This window comes from Phenylobacterium sp. (assembly GCF_041919955.1).
In the GTDB taxonomy this organism is placed as follows: Bacteria; Pseudomonadota; Alphaproteobacteria; order Caulobacterales; family Caulobacteraceae; genus Phenylobacterium.
This window is the reverse complement of the sequence record NZ_JAYRSU010000040.1, coordinates 1-13853: the sequence shown is the minus strand read 5'-3', so window position 1 is coordinate 13853 and position 13853 is coordinate 1. Positions and strand designations below refer to the sequence as shown.

Annotated in this window: 17 protein-coding genes and 2 tRNA genes; 7 read left to right on the top strand and 12 right to left on the bottom strand. The window is 65.6% G+C overall.

Annotation, left to right across the window (positions count from 1 at the left end):
- Window positions 1–230: 230 nt before the first annotated feature.
- A complete protein-coding gene (locus ACE3T2_RS20725; protein WP_374660918.1) occupies window positions 231–1016 on the top strand; it encodes a substrate-binding periplasmic protein in 786 nt (261 codons plus the stop codon).
- Here the strand turns inward: ACE3T2_RS20725 and ACE3T2_RS20720 are convergent.
- Both ACE3T2_RS20720 and clpX read right to left on the bottom strand, forming a co-directional pair.
- Window positions 988–2421 (bottom strand): DHA2 family efflux MFS transporter permease subunit, encoded by a 1434-nt coding sequence (locus ACE3T2_RS20720; protein ID WP_374660916.1) that lies wholly within the window; start codon window positions 2419–2421, stop codon window positions 988–990. The genes ACE3T2_RS20725 and ACE3T2_RS20720 overlap by 29 nt on opposite strands.
- A gap of 75 nt (window positions 2422–2496) precedes the next feature.
- Window positions 2497–3759, bottom strand: a complete 1263-nt coding sequence (clpX, locus tag ACE3T2_RS20715) for an ATP-dependent Clp protease ATP-binding subunit ClpX (RefSeq protein WP_374532726.1) — start codon at window positions 3757–3759, stop codon at window positions 2497–2499.
- Window positions 3760–4090: 331 nt separating this feature from the next.
- Here clpX and ACE3T2_RS20710 point away from each other — a divergent pair, with 331 nt between their 5' ends.
- From ACE3T2_RS20710 to ACE3T2_RS20700, 3 genes are read left to right on the top strand one after another with little or no spacing between them, the layout of a single operon-like run.
- Window positions 4091–4756, top strand: coding sequence for an HAD-IB family hydrolase (locus ACE3T2_RS20710; protein ID WP_374660914.1), 666 nt, complete (start codon window positions 4091–4093; stop codon window positions 4754–4756).
- The gene (locus ACE3T2_RS20705; RefSeq protein ID WP_374660912.1) at window positions 4753–5139 is read left to right on the top strand and encodes a phosphoribosyl-ATP pyrophosphohydrolase; all 387 of its coding nucleotides are present in this window, start codon (window positions 4753–4755) and stop codon (window positions 5137–5139) included. Before ACE3T2_RS20710 ends, ACE3T2_RS20705 begins: the two co-directional genes overlap by 4 nt.
- A 4-nt stretch (window positions 5140–5143) precedes the next feature.
- A complete protein-coding gene (locus ACE3T2_RS20700) occupies window positions 5144–5401 on the top strand; it encodes a hypothetical protein (protein WP_374660910.1) in 258 nt (85 codons plus the stop codon).
- 18 nt (window positions 5402–5419) lie between these two features.
- Here the strand turns inward: ACE3T2_RS20700 and ACE3T2_RS20695 are convergent, their stop codons facing one another.
- The 5 genes from ACE3T2_RS20695 to ACE3T2_RS20675 form a co-directional block, all read right to left on the bottom strand.
- Window positions 5420–5944, bottom strand: a complete 525-nt coding sequence (locus ACE3T2_RS20695; RefSeq protein WP_374660908.1) for a hypothetical protein — start codon at window positions 5942–5944, stop codon at window positions 5420–5422.
- A gap of 10 nt (window positions 5945–5954) precedes the next feature.
- A complete protein-coding gene (locus tag ACE3T2_RS20690) occupies window positions 5955–6569 on the bottom strand; it encodes an ATP-dependent Clp protease proteolytic subunit (RefSeq protein WP_374660906.1) in 615 nt (204 codons plus the stop codon).
- 161 nt (window positions 6570–6730) lie between these two features.
- Window positions 6731–8089 (bottom strand): trigger factor, encoded by a 1359-nt coding sequence (gene tig / locus ACE3T2_RS20685; RefSeq protein ID WP_374660904.1) that lies wholly within the window; start codon window positions 8087–8089, stop codon window positions 6731–6733.
- A gap of 183 nt (window positions 8090–8272) precedes the next feature.
- Window positions 8273–8357, bottom strand: a tRNA-Leu gene (locus ACE3T2_RS20680).
- A gap of 576 nt (window positions 8358–8933) precedes the next feature.
- A tRNA-OTHER gene (locus tag ACE3T2_RS20675) sits at window positions 8934–9011 on the bottom strand.
- A gap of 247 nt (window positions 9012–9258) precedes the next feature.
- Between ACE3T2_RS20675 and ACE3T2_RS20670 the strand changes: the two genes are divergently transcribed.
- Complete coding sequence (locus ACE3T2_RS20670; protein WP_374660902.1) at window positions 9259–9489, top strand: hypothetical protein; 231 nt, start codon at window positions 9259–9261, stop codon at window positions 9487–9489.
- Between the two features lie 125 nt (window positions 9490–9614).
- Here ACE3T2_RS20670 and ACE3T2_RS20665 read toward each other — a convergent pair whose 3' ends face one another.
- From ACE3T2_RS20665 to ACE3T2_RS20650, 4 genes are all read right to left on the bottom strand, one after another.
- Window positions 9615–9893 carry a hypothetical protein gene (locus ACE3T2_RS20665; protein ID WP_374660900.1) on the bottom strand — a complete coding sequence of 93 codons (279 nt, stop codon included), beginning with the start codon at window positions 9891–9893 and terminating at the stop codon, window positions 9615–9617.
- Window positions 9890–10222, bottom strand: a complete 333-nt coding sequence (locus tag ACE3T2_RS20660) for a DUF3307 domain-containing protein (RefSeq protein WP_374660898.1) — start codon at window positions 10220–10222, stop codon at window positions 9890–9892. Before ACE3T2_RS20660 ends, ACE3T2_RS20665 begins: the two co-directional genes overlap by 4 nt.
- Complete coding sequence (locus ACE3T2_RS20655) at window positions 10222–10626, bottom strand: hypothetical protein (RefSeq protein ID WP_374660896.1); 405 nt, start codon at window positions 10624–10626, stop codon at window positions 10222–10224. The genes ACE3T2_RS20660 and ACE3T2_RS20655 overlap by 1 nt, the downstream gene beginning before the upstream one ends.
- Before the next feature lie 504 nt (window positions 10627–11130).
- Window positions 11131–11997, bottom strand: a complete 867-nt coding sequence (locus ACE3T2_RS20650; protein ID WP_374660894.1) for a hypothetical protein — start codon at window positions 11995–11997, stop codon at window positions 11131–11133.
- 430 nt (window positions 11998–12427) lie between these two features.
- Here ACE3T2_RS20650 and ACE3T2_RS20645 point away from each other — a divergent pair, with 430 nt between their 5' ends.
- Both ACE3T2_RS20645 and ACE3T2_RS20640 read left to right on the top strand, forming a co-directional pair.
- A complete protein-coding gene (locus tag ACE3T2_RS20645; RefSeq protein WP_374660920.1) occupies window positions 12428–12997 on the top strand; it encodes a class I SAM-dependent methyltransferase in 570 nt (189 codons plus the stop codon).
- Between the two features lie 69 nt (window positions 12998–13066).
- Entirely contained in the window at window positions 13067–13657 is a 591-nt protein-coding gene (locus tag ACE3T2_RS20640) for a PEP-CTERM sorting domain-containing protein (protein ID WP_374660892.1), read from the top strand.
- On the opposite strand, the gene ACE3T2_RS20635 is transcribed toward ACE3T2_RS20640, so the two are convergent.
- Window positions 13637–13853: hypothetical protein (locus tag ACE3T2_RS20635; RefSeq protein ID WP_374660890.1), on the bottom strand; the 217-nt coding region annotated here is incomplete at its 5' end. The genes ACE3T2_RS20640 and ACE3T2_RS20635 overlap by 21 nt on opposite strands.

Genomic DNA, 13853 nt, shown 5'->3' with positions numbered 1-13853 from the left:
CTTGGGGAAGTGCGGCCGTAGCCGCTCCATCTGCTCGTCCGTCAGCCAATACAGGTCGCTCATATCCAATCTCCTTGCAGAGCCTGAATCAGATCGAGCGCATCACATCAATGGGTCCTGAGCCTAGCCCCAACAACCTTCTGTTGAGAATACGCCTTGTCATCCGGCGACAATGGAATTCTCATCGAGATCGGATGCAGAGCGAGGCGGTCCGAATGCGACACGTTGCAATGACTGGCGTCTTTCTGGGCCTGTCGGCCCTGGCCTCACCGGCGGCCGCCGGCGCCCTGGACGACGCCACGGCGCGGGGAAACCTGAGGATCTGCATCGTCGAAGGCGCGCCCTACGCCCTGAAGACGCCCGCCGGCCGTTGGATCGGACATGACGTCGACGTCGGAGAGCGGCTAGCCTCGGACTTTGGCCTGGTCGCGAACTTCGTCCCCGTCGGCTACGGCGAGGCGCTGGCGCGACTGAACAAGGGCGACTGCGATCTGGTCGCCGCTTCGCTGGCCATAGAGCCCGACCGGCTGCGTCAGGCGTGGTTCACGACGCCGTACGGCGAAAGCGACGTGGCCATCGTCGCCCGGAGGGGCTCGGCGCGGATCGCCGACCTGGACAGGCCCGAGGTGGTGATCGGCGCGGTTCGCGGCACGCCGGCCGTCGATCTGGTCCGCGCGCGCCTGCCGTCCGCCACCGTCGAGATGTTCCCCGATCTGATCGCGGCGGAGCGGGCCCTGGACGCCGGGGCGGTGTCCGGTCTCGCCTACAAGGCCCCGATCCCGCGCCTAGTCTCGGTTAAGGCGCCCGACCGCTATGAGTTGGTCGAGGGCGAGCCGCTGGCTCGGACGGCTGACGCCATCGCCGTGCGGCGCGGGGACGCCGACGCCCTGAACCTCGTCAACGGTTGGATCGAGGCGCGCAAGCGCGACGGCTTCCTGGCCGCCACCGGCCGATATTGGCTGGGCACTCTGGATTGGATGGAGCGGCTCAAGCCGAAGGCCGCGGCGAAGAAGTAGACACGGTCAGACCGCCGACCAGGGCCGCGAAAAGGCTGGCGAACGCAGCGGCGAACATGGCCCACTGATAACGCACGCTCAGCGCGTCCACGTCGGTCTGCCCGGGAGCCAGGACGAAGCCGGCCAGGGCGACCGCCAGCAGGCCGCCAATCCGGGCCGTGGCGTTGTTGATCCCCGACGCCGCGCCCTCGAACTCTGAAGGAACCGAGCCCAACACGGCGTCGGTCAACGGCGCGACGGCGACCCCCATGCCCAGCGCGACCAAACAGAGCCCGGGAAAAGCGCCGGTCCAATAGCGGGGATCGTAGGCGTACCAGCCGAGCAGGCCGAAGCCGGCGGCGACCAGCACCGGCCCAGCGATCAGCATGGCGCGCACGCCCAGCCGGGCCGACAGCCAGCCGGCCGCGGGCGAGAGCACGGCCAGGCCGACCGACAACGGTAGAAGCGCCGCCCCCGCCATGGCGGCCGGATAGCCATGGGCCCGGATCAGTTGGAAGGGCAGCAGGAACAGCGCCCCGCCGAACGCCGCATAAAGCAGCAGGGTCAGGCCGTTGACGCCGGAAAAGGTGCGCGAGGCGAACAGCGACAGCGGAACCATCGGGCTCTCCACCCGCCGTTCGAAGGCCACGAACAAGGCGAGGCATCCCAGACCTGCTAGTCCGGCCGACCAGGCCAGCGCCGTAGCGCCGCCGGTCGAGATCGCGGTCAGGCTCCAGACCACTCCGGCCAGCCCCAGCGTCGCCAGCGCCGCGCCGCGCCAGTCGACCGGACCGCTGGCCTGGCCGCGGCTTTCGCGGGCGCCGGCCAGGATCAGGGCGATGGCCAGGGCGGCCAGGGGCAGGTTGATCAGAAAGACGGCGCGCCACGAGACCGACTCGGCCAGCCAGCCGCCCAGAACAGGTCCGATGGCGCTCATCAGCCCGCTGGCGCCGGCCCAGACGCCGACCGCCCAGCCGCGCCGCTTTTCGTCGAAGGCCGCGCCCAGCAAGGCCAGGCTGGCGGGCACGAGCAAAGCCGCCCCCAGGCCTTGGACCGCACGGGCCATGATCAGCAGCGGCAGTTGGGGGGCGGCGCCGCAGAGCGCCGAGGCGCCGGCGAAGACCAAGACTCCGACGACGAACACCGCCCGGCGGCCATAGCGGTCAGCCGCCGCGCCGCCCGCCAGCACAAGCGCCCCGAGGGTCAGGGCGTAGGCGTTCATCACCCACTGGATCGCCGCCGCATCGCCCCCGACCTGGGCCTGGATCACCGGCAGGGCCAGATTGACCGCCGAGCCGTCGATGAAGGCCAGGCTGGAGCCGACGACCGCGCCGGCCAGGGCCAGCATCGCGCGGGGCCGGGCCTGGCCGGGATCGACCGCGCCCACCAGGCCGCGGTCGCATGGGGACGGTGCGATATGAGTCATGGCCGCCCCGGAACGAAAAAGGCCCCGCGGCGTTGGTCCGCGGGGCCCTTGATCATGTCGGTTGTCCGCCCGGCCTTACGCCGCGCCGCCCTTGTCGCGGCGCTCGGCGTAGATGACCAGCGGCTGGGCCCGGCCCTCGACCACCTCGGCGTTGACGACGACTTCCTCGACGCCGTCATAGGTGGGGAGCTCGTACATGGTGTCGAGCAGGATGCCTTCGAGGATCGACCGCAGGCCGCGGGCGCCGGTCTTGCGCTGGATCGCCTTGCGAGCGACCGCCATCAGGGCGTCGTCGGTGAAGGTCAGGCCGACGTTCTCCATGTCGAACAGGCGCTGGTACTGCTTGACGAAGGCGTTCTTCGGCTCGGTCAGGATCTTGACCAGGGCGGCGTCGTCCAGGTCGTCCAGGGTTGCGATCACCGGCAGGCGGCCGATGAACTCCGGGATCAGGCCGAAGCGCAGCAGATCGTCGGGCTCCACCTGGCGGAAGATCTCGCCGGTGCGGCGGTCGTCCGGGTCCGACACCTTGGCGCCGAAACCGATCGAGGTGCCCTGGCCGCGCGCCGAGATGATCTTCTCAAGCCCGGCGAAGGCGCCGCCGCAAATGAACAGGATGTTGGTGGTGTCGACCTGCAGGAATTCCTGCTGGGGATGCTTGCGCCCGCCTTGCGGCGGTACGGAGGCCACGGTGCCTTCCATGATTTTCAGCAGCGCCTGCTGGACGCCCTCGCCCGATACGTCGCGGGTGATCGAGGGGTTGTCCGACTTGCGGCTGATCTTGTCGACTTCGTCGATGTAGACGATGCCGCGCTGGGCGCGCTCGACATTGTAGTCGGCGGCCTGGAGCAGCTTCAGGATGATGTTCTCGACGTCCTCGCCGACATAGCCGGCTTCGGTCAGCGTCGTGGCGTCGGCCACGGTGAACGGCACGTCGATGATTCGCGCGAGGGTCTGAGCCAGCAGGGTCTTACCCGTGCCGGTCGGCCCGATGAGCAGGATGTTGGCCTTGCCCAGCTCGACGTCGTTGTTCTTCGTCGCGTGGTTCAGGCGCTTGTAGTGGTTGTGGACGGCGACCGAGAGGACCTTCTTGGCGTGGTCCTGGCCGATCACGTAGTCGTCGAGAACTTCGCGGATTTCCTTCGGGGTCGGCACGCCGTCCTTTGATTTCACGAAGGAAATCTTGTGCTCTTCCCGAATGATGTCCATGCACAGCTCGACGCATTCATCGCAGATGAACACCGTCGGGCCCGCGATAAGCTTGCGGACCTCGTGCTGGCTCTTGCCGCAGAAAGAGCAATACAGCGTGCTCTTGGAGTCTCCGCTCGCGGCCTTGGTCATGGTCGTTTCTCACTCTCTCGACGACGCCGACCGAGGTCTAAGCCGTCGCTGGCCCGGGAGGCGTCCCTGACGCCATCAGTGCAGGATACGTGCCCGGGGTTGTCTAATCCTTGACATTCCCCGATCCGAGCCGCGATCACAAGCCTTGGACGCGCTTCAGTGACATTTGGCGGCGGGGCGCCCGATGGCGGGCATGTCCGAATCCCTAGATGGGATTGTGTCGAAACGGCGCAAGACCGGCGAATTCGCCGCATCCTGGCCGGCCGTCACTGGGGCGAAATCCACTGGGGATAAGTTCACGCGTCGCCATTCGGGGCGCGTTGGGGGATAGATGGCTAGACGACAACTGCGGCGCATAGGCGGCTCGCAGATGGAAAGCTTGGACGAGCAGGTGCAGGACGCCGGCGTGGTCGCCTTCGACTTCGACGGAACCTTGACCACCCATGACAGCTATACCGCCTTCCTGAAATGGCGGGCCGGCCCCCTGCGCTACAATCTCGGCATGATCCGGCTGCTGCCGGCCGCCCTCGCCTATCTGGGCCACCGCGACCGCGGACGGATCAAGGCGGCGGCGACGCGGGAGTTCCTGGCCGGAGTCTCGCGCGAGCGTCTGGAAGCCGACGCAAGGGCGTTCGCCGAGCTGATGGCCCCCCGCCTGCTGCGGCCGGACGCTGTGCGCACCTGGCGGCGCTGGGGCCAGCGCAACGCCAAGCTGGTGATCGTCACCGCCTCGCCCGAGATGATCGTCGCGCCCTTCGCCCGCGGCCTGGGCGCCGACATGCTGATCGGCACCGAGTTGACCTTCGATGCGCGTGACCGCGCGACCGGCGGCTTCGACACGCCGAACTGTCGCGGCCCGGAAAAGGTGCGCCGGCTGCAGGCCGCGTTCGGCGAGGAGGTCCGCCTGCGCGCCGCCTATGGCGACACCAGCGGCGACACCGAGATGCTGGCCATCGCCGAGGAGCCGGGCTACCGCGTGTTCCAGGAGAAGCCGTGAGGTTCAAGGTCGGTAAGCTGATCCGCGATCGCCTGCCCGCGATGATGCGCGCCCAGGGCCTGGCGGTGTTCGAACGCCGGCTGGACGACGGCGAGTTTCTGGACGCCCTGAAGGACAAGCTGCTGGAAGAAGCGGCCGAGGTGCGCGAGGCGCCGCCCGCCGAGATCGCCGGTGAGTTGGCGGACGTGCTGGAGGTCGCCCGCGCCCTGGCGGAGGTCCACGGCATCGCCTGGGACGAGGTCGAGGCCCGGCGGATCGCCAAGCGGGCCGAGCGCGGCGGGTTCGACGAACGGGTCTTCAACGCCGCGGTCGAGGCGCAGGACGGCCTGCCCGCGGCCGAGTACTATCTGGCCAGGCCAGGGCAGTATCCTCGCGAGGATTGAGGCTGTGAAGCACGCCGGCGACGCCGCACTGGACCAGCTCGAAGCGCTGCTCGCCAAGCTGCGCGCCCTGCCCGGCCCGATCGAGAAGAAGCGCGGCGTGTTCTATCTGAAGTCCAAGGCCTTCCTGCATTTCCACGAGGATCCCGCCGGCCTGTTCGCCGACGTGCGGGACGCGGCGGGCAAGGATTTCGAGCGGATCGACGTGACCCTTGAGGCCGGGCGCGCGCGGCTGCTGGAGGTGGTCGCCGGACGTCTTGCCTAGGCAGGGGCGCGCCGGGGATTAGGCGCCGGGCCGGGCCGACCACGGCTCCAGCACCCCGACCAGGCTCAGCGGCCGGTCGGCGGCGATCGCGTCCAGGACTCCGGCTGAAACCTCGCCGCCCGTGTGCCAGCGCGAACGGCCGCCTTCCAGGCGGAAGCCCAGCACGACCTGGCGCAAGGCGCAGTCCGGCAGGCCGTCTGCAATGCTCGCGGCGCGGGCCAGGCGATCGGGATGAGCCGGATCGCCGACAGCGCTGCCGAGGACTTGGAACAGCCGCCCCCTCACCGCCTGAGCCAGGAGGCGCGGGGCGGCGATCTTCAGGGTATGGAACCAGGCCACCGCCAGGTCGGGCGGCCCGCTACGCGCCACGGCCGCAGCCAGGGCGGCGGCGAAGGACGTCTCGTCACGGTAGTCGCAGTCAAAGCCGCCGAGCGCCGAGGCACGGCGCGACAAAAGCGAAAGGCGCCCGCCGTCGCCGGCGAGCGCCTTGCAGAGCTCGGAAAGCATGCCTGTGCCGCCGACCACCAGGACGTGGCTCGGCACAGGGCGGCCCTTAGTCTTCGGCGCGGCGTTCGATCACGTGGTCGACCAGCCCCCACTCCTTGGCCTCGTCCGGGGTCATGAAGGTGTCGGTGTCGAGTTTTTCCTCGACCTCTTCGTAGCTGCGGCCGGTGTGCTTGGCGTAGATCTCGTTCAGACGGCGCTTGGTCTTGATGATGTCCTCGGCGTGGCGCTGGATGTCCGAGGCCTTGCCCGAGTATCCGCCCGACGGCTGGTGGACCATAATCCGGCTGTTCGGCAGGGCGATGCGGTTGCCCTTCTCGCCCGCCATCAGCAGGAACGAGCCCATCGAGGCGGCCATGCCCATGCAGAGCGTGACCACCGGCGAGCGGATGTATTGCATGGTGTCGTAGATCGCGAGACCGGACGTCACCACCCCGCCAGGGGAGTTGATGTACATCTGGATCTCTTTCTTGGGGTTCTCGGCTTCGAGATACAGCAGCTGGGCGCAGATCAGCGCCGACATGCCGTCCTCCACCGGGCCGTTCAGGAAGATCACCCGTTCCTTGAGCAGGCGCGAGAAGATGTCGAAGGCGCGCTCGCCGCGGCTGGTCTGCTCCACCACCATCGGCACGAGGTTCAGCGCGGTGATCTGCGGGTCACGCATAAAGGAATGCCTCTCTCATTGATCGACTCTGCGTGCAGAGCCGCGTTCCCCTCCGATATCGCGTGGCGAAGGGGCCAGCGCAAGGTGACCTTAAGTCCTAAAGAAAATCCCTCCCGTCGCCGGGAGGGATTTCATCGGTCCGCAGAGGGACGGCGCCGTGCTTAGGCGCCGTAGCCTTCCGGCATGTCGTCTTCCTTGAGGAGCTCGTCCTTAGAGACCTTCTCGTCCTTCACGGCCGCCTTCTCGACGATCAGGTCGACGACCTTGTCCTCGAAGATCGGCGCACGGAGCTGGGCCTGCATGTTGGCGTTCTGGCGGAACATGTCGAAAATCTGCTGCGCTTGCGGGCCATAGCGCATGGCTTCCTGACGCATGGCGTCCAGCAGCTCCTGGTCGGTGACCTGGACGTTGTTGGCGCGGCCGATCTCCGCCAGCACAAGGCCCAGGCGCACGCGGCGCTCGGCGATCTTGCGGTACTCGGTCTGCAGCTGATCGTCCGACTTCTCGGCGTCCTCCGGCGGCAGGCCGCCGCGCTCCTTGTCGGCCTGAACCTGCTGCCAGATCGCGCCGAACTCGGCCTCCACCATCTTCGGCGGCAGCGGGAAGTCGTGCTTCTCGTCCAGCACGTCCAGCAGGGCGCGCTTCAGCTTGAACCGAGAGGCGCCGGCGTACTGGGCCTCCAGGTTCGACTTCAGCAGTTCCTTGAGCTTCTCCAGGCTCTCGATGCCCAGGCGCTCGGCCATGGCGTCGTCGGCCTTGGCTTCGACCGGCGCGCGGACTTCCTTCACCGTGGTGGTGAACTCGGCGTCCTTGCCGGCCAGGTTGGCGGCTTGATAGTCGGCGGGGAACGCGACCTTGACGATGACTTCGTCACCCGGCTTGGCGCCGACCAGCTGGTCTTCGAAGCCCGGGATGAACTGACCCGAGCCCAGCACCAATTCGGTGTCCTCGGCCGTGCCGCCCTGGAAGGCTTCGCCGTCGATACGGCCGACGAAGTCGATCAGCACCTGGTCGCCGTCCTTGGCCTTCAGCGACTTGCCGGTGCGCGGCTCGTAGGTGCGGTTCTGCTTGGCCAGCTCCTCGACCGCTTCGTCGACCTCGGCCTCGGTGGGCTCGTAGACCGGGCGGCTGAGCGAAATCTTGCTCAGGTCGGTCGGCTCGAACTCCGGCATGATCTCGACCGCCAGTTCATAGGCGAGGTCGGCCTTGCCTTCGATCACCTGGGCGATGTCGCCTTCCGGCTTAAGGTCCGGCTCGGCCGCCGGGCGCAGATTGTTGTCCGCCAGCACCTTCTGGGTGGTTTCCGAGATCGTCTGCTCGACCACTTCGGCCATCAGCGCGCGGCCATGCAGGCGGCGGACGTGGGCCGGCGGCACCTTGCCAGGACGGAATCCCTTGATGTTCAGTTGCGGCGTGATCTCGACGATCCGCGCCTCGAGGCGCTCGTTCAGGTCCGCTACGGGAACGGTCACGCCATAGACGCGGCTCAGGCCTTCGCCAGACTTTTCAACGATCTGCATCGACATTCTTCAACTTCCGGAGTGCGGCGCGGGCTGGCGCCGGCAGGTCCGCCTAGAGGTGAAAAGGTATGCGCCGCCGAACAAGCGGCGGCGACAGCGGGCGCTCTTATGTCATTTCGCGCGCGCCAGTCCAAGCGCAAAGGCGCCAAGGATCGCAAGCGCGGCCCATAAGGCGAAACAAGATGGTGCGGGCGAGAGGACTCGAACCTCCACGCCTTGCGGCGCTGGAACCTAAATCCAGTGCGTCTACCAGTTCCGCCACACCCGCAACGCTTGCGTCATAGGGCGTAGCGCCTAGAAAAGGCAAGGGCTGGAGCATCTGAGGACCAGAAACGGCCGGAGAACATCGGAAGGCGCTGGAAGGCGCTGCGTCACACCTACGGCACAATCCGTTGCCGCGGCGTTCGGCCGGTGTTCTCCTTGGCGCCATGCCGTCCGGTTCAGTCCTCTCCTACGAAACGCGCCTTCTCGGACGCATGACGGCTGCGCAGGTGCTGGAAAGCCGGAACAGCCTGGTCGTCGGGTGCGAGCCGTGCCGGATCACCCGGCAGCTTCATGAGCAGGACGTTGCAGCGCTCGCCGCGTACTACCCGAACCGTCCGATCCGCGATCTGAAGTTCAGGTGCTCGCGGTGTGGCGGTCCAGGGTCGCCGTCGGTCAATGGATGGGATGGCGGCAGGGTGAAGTGGGAGTAGCTGCGGCGGGGGAAGCCCGGTTCCCCTAGGCTTCATCCTTTGGCGGATCAAGGGAGCTTTCCAGCCCCGCCGCAGCCTTCCCGGGCAAGGAAACTAAACCAGGGACGACGCCTGCCGAGAAACCCCAGTCCAAACGCCGCCCCTGGTATTGGCCCGAAGGTGGGACTTGAACCCACGACCTCCGCCGAAGATACGGCGGCGCTCAATCTGCTGAGCTACGTCGGACCAAACTCGATACGTGCCAGCCTACTGGCGTAGCGGATACATGCTGCGGGCCCCGCGCTACTGAGGCTACTGCGCTCCAATACCACCTCGGCTTGGGTTCGGTGGCTGTCCAGTCCATGGGCTACCAAGACGTTCGCCCGTACGGGTCTGCTTTCCCCGCCGCCGCAGCCCCATGATTCTACCCCGGCGCATTGACTCTGCAAGAGTTTTTGCTCGCAGAGAGCGTCGCCCCATGCGATTCTGCTCAGCATGGAAAAGCGCGCCAAAGCAATGCTCGATATCGTTCCGGCTGAGTGGGACAACGTGCCCATTAGCCTCATCCACGAATTGCGAGAACGGCTTGAAACCATCGTTGATGCTGACACCTCGATTGACAGCGGTGGCGGTGATGGGTTCGCCGATATGTCGCTTGAAATTGGTGGTCGGCGCTATCTCCTGATGGTGGAGCGCCTCGACCTAATAGGCGGCAAGAACCGATAATCGGCGAGGCGTTCGAACACCTGCCACCTACAGAACAAAAGACCCGCCCCGAATGAACGGAGCGGGCCGCGAAGTTCTCAGGTTGCGGTCAGCCTAGCTGCCGGTGGATGACGTAGCCCTCGGGGTTACGTATCGGGCGGATGGCCTGCGCAGCCTACGAGACGGGCGCGAAGGTCGGCCTCGGTGATCCTCCGCTGTTCGCGCTCGATCAGAAGGCCCTTCACCAAACCAAAGATGTCCTGTGACAGATCCATGGTGTCTCCTTCGTAGGCTGGAGTGGGTGGGATATCGACCTTGCAGGCGACCGGGACGGGAACCTTCACCTCCTTGGTGACGATCCGTTCCTTGGGCGCCGTAGAGCAAGCGGCGAGCAACATGGTCAGGGCGATGGCGAGGTGCTTCATGACCCAACCCCTGTGGCGATAGCGACCCAGAGCACCTTGCAGGCGATGTGGATGGCCTGGTCTTGGTTGAAGCTGATGCGGCCCCGGCACTTCGCGTCGTCGGTCAGCCAGTGTGCTACCGCCTCCGCGACGCCGAGCCACCACAGGCCGGTGATCGCCCCGACGAAGCCGCCGTGGATCACGGCATGGGCGCCAAGGGCCTGTTGCCACGGCACGCCGGGGATGGGAGCGGTGCGGTTCTTCGCCTTGGATAGGAAGTCGCCTTGCAGCGGGTAATCGGCCAGGGCGTGGGCGAGCAGCAGCGCGCCGAACATCTCAACGGGGGTCATCAGCGATCCTCCGACAGACTGGAGACGATCAGCTCGCGCGCAGCCTCGCAGCGATCTGGGCCGCCTTGGGCGCGAGCGATGCGATCGATCTTGGCGCGATAGCCTGCGGCCTGCCGCTGGGCCTGCTTGACAGCCTCGTTGGCCCGGCGGGTGCGCTCGTCGGCATCGGCCTTCAGTGCATCGACGGCGGCGTTCTGCTGCTCCAGGGAGGCCGTCAGGCGGTCCACATTGGCCTCGCAGCGGGCCACGTCGGACTTCATACCGGCGATGATTGGCGCGGTGCGCTTAGCGTCCGCCTTCACCCCCTCGGCGCGGCCCCAGAGGTAGATGCCGAGCAGACCGCCGACGATGACGGCCAGGGCCAGAAGAGCGCCAATCAGGCGGCTTTGCATGTCTGCGAACATAGCAGAAAACCCTTGTGACTCAAAGCGCTGCGTGCGATTCTCGGGGTATGGAAAACCCATTTGGGCATTGCTGGTTTGAGTGTCCGCTTTGCGGTCCAGCCGTCCGCTGCGGACGCTGCGGAAACAACTGCTGCAACGGCGGCTATGGGTCGCTCAGTGGCCAGACCTGCGACGCATGCGAGAGCGCCTACGCGATGCAAGATGCTGGCCAGGCTCTCACCCACCAAGCAGCCTCCGAATAGCCGCCCTACCCGCCCAGAACAGCGCGAACCCAAGCCCGATCACGACGGCAATAGGGAAAAGCACGCAGCCCATAGGCGGACCTCCTGGCTAGATTGTCGGGGATGGAAGGATCGGCTCAGCGGAGAGCTTAGGCGTGGACATAATGTCCAACATTTGACCTACGCCGCCAGCATCTCGGGCCGCGTGGTGCAGCGAGACACCTCGCCGTATTCATCATGATAGGTGAGCATCATGCAGCCGCGCCGACTGATCAGGCCCTTGCTAAGTGCATAGTCGTCCGACGGAGCAAGAGACGGGTGCTGGGTCGCCACCATCCGAATGCAGGACGTGCTTGCTGCGGGGCGTGACTGGCTCAAGACCGTCGTAGTGCGCGGCGTCTCCTCCGAAGCACAACACCAGCCTCTTCGCCTTTGGCGCCGTCAGGATCGCGTGTGTCGAGCAGTCCACGATGGTCCGCTTGGCGATTGCGATGTCCCAGCATCCGGCCGGATCGTCCGCGCTGATCTTCTCGCCGATATGAAGATCAAACAGCCCGAGAAAGTTGGTCAGCGGCGCGGTGACGGGCTTCGGCGGCGTGAGGGCCTTAAGCCGCTGGAACGACTTGAGTCGCTCCTCACACCGATCGATGATCGCCTCTAGCGATACCGCTTCGGGATGCTGCCGCTCCCATACCCGTTCGACCCCGGCCGGGCTGCGCTGGACCGTCACCTTCCCCATGCGGTAACCGGGCGCTACGCCTGCGGCCCAGTGTCCGGGTGCATAGCCCAGGCTCGCGGCCTTGGTCTTAAGGTCGGTGATGCACTGGAAAACGTTGTTGTACGCGACGTCGAGAGCCCTTGCCGCCGGCCGCATCCCTCCATGGCTCACAACTGCGTCGAAGATCTCCCGCTGACGGTCGGTCGTAGTGTAATCGCGAAGAGCCGGGTCTGCCTTCAGGCGCGCCTTGCGATCCCGCCACTCATTCGCCCAACGCCAGAGCGTGTGCCCCGTCACGACGAGCGAGCAGAGGATGCCCACTAGGATCGCCCACTGATCCAGGGTGATCGCGCCGACGAAGCTAAGCCCCGCGCCGATGACCAGCTTGAGGCTCCAAGAGCCGGCCTCATGGCTCGCGTGATAGTCGCTCATGCGGCGAGCGTCCGCAGAACAGCGGGTTTGATCATCGGGCGTTCGACTCCGCGCCGGGGTTGTCACGGGAAGCTTGGCTGTGCGTATGCTGCCGACCTCGCGCGCGAGACGGTCGGCATCGACTTGCTGGCCGGGGCCGGGCTGGGTGTGTCACCACCCTCCCCGGCCGAATATTTCGCCCAAGAGGCGATGAGATAGAGCCTTTCAATCGACCTTCGGAGATCGATTCAAATTACCAATTGGACGGCGCAGCGCCGGACGACTCATGTTCCACCCAGCAAATTCGCGCTGGGGAGCGCCACACTCAATGGATAGGATCAATAATCCGCTTTGGCGGAGACGACTTTCTGCGCTTTCTAGGCAACTTCGCCGTAAGCGCGGCAAGCACGTTCTGACTCTAATCTCTCAATGTCATGCCCGGCATGGACAGGTGAGAATATTGGACCTCGGCGGAACGGCTGCGTACTGGTCGTTATTCGACAGACCCATTCTGGAAGCGCAGCGGGTCCATATCACACTCATCAACCGGAAGGACGAAGCGGATCACGAGCGCCCCCCGCCGGCTGACGACCCCCTATTTACCCATGAGTTCGGCGACGCTTGTCATCTTCCCCAATTCGAAGACAACGCCTTCGACCTCGTCCACTCCAACTCGGTCATCGAGCACGTCGGCTTGTGGCCGCAGATGGAGGCGTTCGCCCAAGAAGTTCGCCGCCTAGCGCCTGCCTACTTCGTCCAAACGCCCTATCAGTGGTTCCCTATCGAGCCGCACCTAGAAGCGGCGTTCATTCATTGGTGGTCGGACCGCGCCCAAGCGCGATGGATCATGAGAAACCGCCCGAACGCCCGCGGCGACTATGGATGGGCGATGCGCGCCATTCACTCCGCTTACCTGCTCGACAAGCAGCAGATGCAATACCTCTTCAGCGACGCGACGCATGTCGATGAGAAGGTGTTCGGCCTGACCAAGTCCTTGATGGCGATCCGCTCCCCAGAGTGACGCCACCGATGGCTGGTTGACTCTCTCCCCGGGGAGGCGTTGGTTAACGCCACTCTGGGGAGAGTCGATATGCTTAAGGTGCTCGGGGTGGCTGTGGCCGCCAGCACGATATGGGTTGCCGCCGCTGGACGAGCCGAAAGCGCAACCACAATCAACGTGCCCGCCGAATGGACCGACTATGACGTCTGGGAGGATCTGCCGGCAGGCCCCGGCGCCTACCTCCTAACTTTCACTTCCAGCACGCCGCTGACCTACCTGTATTCTGGATACTGGCAGGAAGTAGAAGCACACGCTCACGCAGATCGCGGGGACGCTGGCTGGCGATATATTTACGAAATTGGCGAGGCCACGGCGTTCAAATCGATCCCGAATGGCTTTTCGTTTCGGTTCATCGTGAGCCCAGGAAGCGCCAAGCATTATTCTTGTTGCATCCCGGATACTACGCAGCCCGGGGAGATGATTGGCTACGAAGAACACATCACTTACACGCCTAAATTCTTCGCCACGATGTCGTGGGATCCTACCGGCGCACCAGTCACCTTAAGCTATTTCGTCTCCCCAATCCCTGAACCGGGCATGTGGGCGCTGGCGGTCGCTGGCCTCACACTTGCCGGAGCCGCCATCCGAAGGTCTCGACGCTTAGTAGTCAATGAGGCTTAGGTCGGCGCCTGATGGGTCGAACTTCCCGGCGTAGTTCACGCCGTCCGGCAGAAGCGCGTTCGTCCCCGGTTTGAGGTTGAAGTCGCCGCTGTCCGCCGTCAGCGCCAATGGCACAGATTTGAGGTTGTGATTTAAGGAGGATTTGGGCTTCGTCGTAGTGACGAAGGAACGAAGATGAAGCCCAAATCCTCCTTGA

Bases quoted from the DNA above. Each gene is read 5' to 3' on its own strand.
- tig (WP_374660904.1), bottom strand. From the start codon at position 8,089: ATGCAGATCGTTGAAAAGTCTGGCGAAGGCCTGAGCCGCGTCTATGGC.
- ACE3T2_RS20725 (WP_374660918.1), top strand. From the start codon at position 231: ATGACTGGCGTCTTTCTGGGCCTGTCGGCCCTGGCCTCACCGGCGGCC.
- ACE3T2_RS20660 (WP_374660898.1), bottom strand. From the start codon at position 10,222: ATGACCCCCGTTGAGATGTTCGGCGCGCTGCTGCTCGCCCACGCCCTG.
- ACE3T2_RS20650 (WP_374660894.1), bottom strand. From the start codon at position 11,997: ATGAGCGACTATCACGCGAGCCATGAGGCCGGCTCTTGGAGCCTCAAG.
- ACE3T2_RS20670 (WP_374660902.1), top strand. From the start codon at position 9,259: ATGGAAAAGCGCGCCAAAGCAATGCTCGATATCGTTCCGGCTGAGTGG.
- ACE3T2_RS20690 (WP_374660906.1), bottom strand. From the start codon at position 6,569: ATGCGTGACCCGCAGATCACCGCGCTGAACCTCGTGCCGATGGTGGTG.
- ACE3T2_RS20640 (WP_374660892.1), top strand. From the start codon at position 13,067: ATGCTTAAGGTGCTCGGGGTGGCTGTGGCCGCCAGCACGATATGGGTT.
- ACE3T2_RS20720 (WP_374660916.1), bottom strand. From the start codon at position 2,421: ATGACTCATATCGCACCGTCCCCATGCGACCGCGGCCTGGTGGGCGCG.
- ACE3T2_RS20655 (WP_374660896.1), bottom strand. From the start codon at position 10,626: ATGTTCGCAGACATGCAAAGCCGCCTGATTGGCGCTCTTCTGGCCCTG.
- clpX (WP_374532726.1), bottom strand. From the start codon at position 3,759: ATGACCAAGGCCGCGAGCGGAGACTCCAAGAGCACGCTGTATTGCTCT.
- ACE3T2_RS20710 (WP_374660914.1), top strand. From the start codon at position 4,091: ATGGCTAGACGACAACTGCGGCGCATAGGCGGCTCGCAGATGGAAAGC.
- ACE3T2_RS20665 (WP_374660900.1), bottom strand. From the start codon at position 9,893: ATGAAGCACCTCGCCATCGCCCTGACCATGTTGCTCGCCGCTTGCTCT.